This window comes from Lacticaseibacillus sp. 866-1, assembly GCF_016861825.1.
Classification (GTDB): Bacteria; Bacillota; Bacilli; order Lactobacillales; family Lactobacillaceae; genus Lacticaseibacillus.
Map to the genome: position 1 here is coordinate 1 of NZ_BOLU01000054.1, position 2,610 is coordinate 2,610.

Below are 2,610 nucleotides of genomic sequence, written 5' to 3' on the forward strand. Positions count from 1 at the left end.
ATAATTTATGAGAGTATCTAGACCTTAATTGGTCTAGGTACTCTTTTTTTAAGCCGCCAGGTTGTGGGCTTTGGGGTTAAACCAGACACGCTCAAGGAAAATACGGTTGATAAAGTTATCCCAGTTTTTATAACGTAAGCACCCAATAACAGACCGGCTTTGATTGCCCCTTGCCGGGCAGTATGATTGCCTCATCAAATCTAAATTGGTGAGGTAATTTTATGGATGAGGAACCTGAGATTGTTCGGATCAAATTAGAGGATGACCAGCGACGGGCGCAACTGAGCACTGCCACCAAGGCCTTCCAAGTTAAGATCGACACCAACAAAACGGTTGTAGTGTATAACCATATCCAGGGCTATATCCTGGATGCCTTGATGAAGGCGGTGTTCGCTAATGCTCATTGATATCCACAAGCTCAGCGGCATTTATTTGATTTGCGGTAAGACCGACTTGCGTCGTGGTATTGAAGGCTTGGCTGGAGTTATCCAAGAGGAATATCATCTGGATCCGTACAGTCGGGCACTGTTTCTATTTTGCGGGACCCGCAAGGATCGGTTTAAGGCCCTATATTGGGCTGGCGATGGATTTATCCTGCTCTACAAGCGAATTGAAGATGGGCGGCTGCAATGGCCAACGACTCAAAATGAGGTTAAGAAACTCCACGCTAAGCAATTGGAGCGTCTTTTATCTGGTTGGGGACTGGAGTCGACGGTAAACCAATTTTGTCCACGAAATAATGGTAGAAAGTCCGCCGTACCAGTGGTACACTCGACCCAACATCAATGAAATGAGGGCTACGCCCATGGCCACTACGACAGAAGATCTGCTCAAACAGGCACTCGAGCAAAATCGGAAACTCATGAAACAAGTTCAGACGCTCACCGAGCAGGTCGCTTATTTAAATCGGAAACTCTACGGCTCCCATTCAGAAAAGATGACCGATCCTAATCAGTTTTCTCTTCTGGGAGATAACAGTGTTTTTACCGACCCAGAGCAGACTGGGCAACAAAGCGAAGAAATAGTCGTAGTAAAAGCTAAGCGCAAGCCGAAAAGCAGTCGCGGTGAATCAATCGATCCAAAATTGCCCATTGAGGAAACCGTGATCACTCGAGAAAGTGAGTTGTGCGATCATGGTCATCAACTGACTAAAGTTGGCAAGCATCTCGTGCGCGAAGTGGTCCACCACATACCAGGCAGATTGTATGTTGAGCGTCTCTTTGAAGAGACATATAAGTGTCCGGAATGTGAGCTTGAGGATGGTGTGAGTCACCTGTATCAAGGACAAGCGCCGCAGGCGTTGTTCCCGCACAGTCTCGCGACCTCGTCGCTAGTCGCTGAGTTACTCTACCAGAAATACGCGCTGGGTACGCCGCTTTACCGTCAGATATTAGAATGGCGCCGAGCGGGTCTTCTACTCAGTGAGACGACCATGACAAACTGGGTAATCAACGCGGCAGAAATCGTCAGACCAGTCTATGACCTGATGCACGAGTACCTCCTGTCAGAGCGGTTCCTGCAAGGCGATGAAACACCGTTCCAAGTGCTGAGAGAACCGGGCAAGTCAGCCAAGAGTAAATCGTACATTTGGGTAGAACGCAGCATTCGCCTCGCCGACCAGCAGGTCGTCTACTACGCTTATGGCAACACCCGCTCTGGTAAGTTCGCGCAGCGAATATACTCAGGCTATACTGGGGTCCTGCAGTGTGATGGCTATGCCGGATATAATCTTCTTGGCGACAGCGTCATCCGTGTTGGTTGTTGGGCGCATGTTCGGCGTAAATTCTACGACGACGCAGCGAAGGTCAAAGGCAAATTTACCAGCACGAAACCGCTAGAGCTGCTCAACCAGATGTTCCACCTTGAAACACAATGGGCGCTCTTATCACCGGCCGAGCGCCTGAAATGTCGACTGGCGAAACTAAAGCCTCTGATTGATCAGTTCTGGGCTTGGTGTGATCAGGCCGCGCCGGCGCGGAAATCGCGACTGGGCATCGCCCTGACCTACGCTTTGAATCAGCGGCGCATGCTCAATCGAGTCTTGGAGTTTGGCGAGATTGATTTGAGCAACAATGCTTCAGAGCGGAACATGAAGTCCTTCGTGATTGGGCGAAAGAACTGGCTGTTCGCCACCAGCCCAAAGGGCGCCGAAGCTAATACGATTTGGATGACGATCGTTGAGACTGCCAAAGCGAACGGACTGGATCCAAGAATTTACATAGAGCACCTTCTGCAAGAAATGTCACAGCTGTCTGCCTCACCAACGAGGAAACAAGCTGAGGCTTATTTACCTTGGAATCAGCATCTAAAGCCAGCAACCAGCGAAACCGCTTAAGCAATGAAGGGGCGCAATCCAAAAATAGGATTGCGCCCCTTCTTACTTTGCAAGACGGTCGGTTATTGGGTGCTTACTTTATAACCATAGGCAGTGTTCTTGATTTTCTTGATAAGACTGTTAATGCCTTCTAGAAAGCCATTTGAGTAGTCAAACCGCAAGGCGTTCAGGACCTGCTTCTTGTACTTTCGCAGCGAGGTAATTGATTGATCCATTCGGTTTTGAAGAGGCTTATAGGAGCTTAGAACCTGATCAAGAGCGACTGCGTCACGCGC

At 49.1% G+C, this 2,610-nt stretch carries 4 protein-coding genes; 3 read left to right on the plus strand and 1 reads right to left on the minus strand.

What is annotated here, in order from left to right; all coding sequences use genetic code 11:
• Positions 1-221 precede the first annotated feature (221 nt).
• Genes JUE30_RS11110 through JUE30_RS11120 form a run of 3 tightly spaced genes read left to right on the plus strand, consistent with a single transcriptional unit; the run spans position 222 to position 2,335 of the window.
• Positions 222-407 carry a hypothetical protein gene (locus JUE30_RS11110; protein WP_203624876.1) on the plus strand — a complete coding sequence of 62 codons (186 nt, stop codon included), beginning with the start codon at positions 222-224 and terminating at the stop codon, positions 405-407.
• Complete coding sequence (gene tnpB, locus JUE30_RS11115; RefSeq protein WP_203624877.1) at positions 397-789, plus strand: IS66 family insertion sequence element accessory protein TnpB; 393 nt, start codon at positions 397-399, stop codon at positions 787-789. The genes JUE30_RS11110 and tnpB overlap by 11 nt, the downstream gene beginning before the upstream one ends.
• Before the next feature lie 16 nt (positions 790-805).
• Positions 806-2,335, plus strand: coding sequence for an IS66 family transposase (locus JUE30_RS11120; protein ID WP_203624878.1), 1,530 nt, complete (start codon positions 806-808; stop codon positions 2,333-2,335).
• Positions 2,336-2,397: 62 nt separating this feature from the next.
• Here the strand turns inward: JUE30_RS11120 and JUE30_RS11125 are convergent.
• Positions 2,398-2,610: transposase (locus JUE30_RS11125; protein ID WP_239061411.1), on the minus strand; the 213-nt coding region annotated here is incomplete at its 5' end.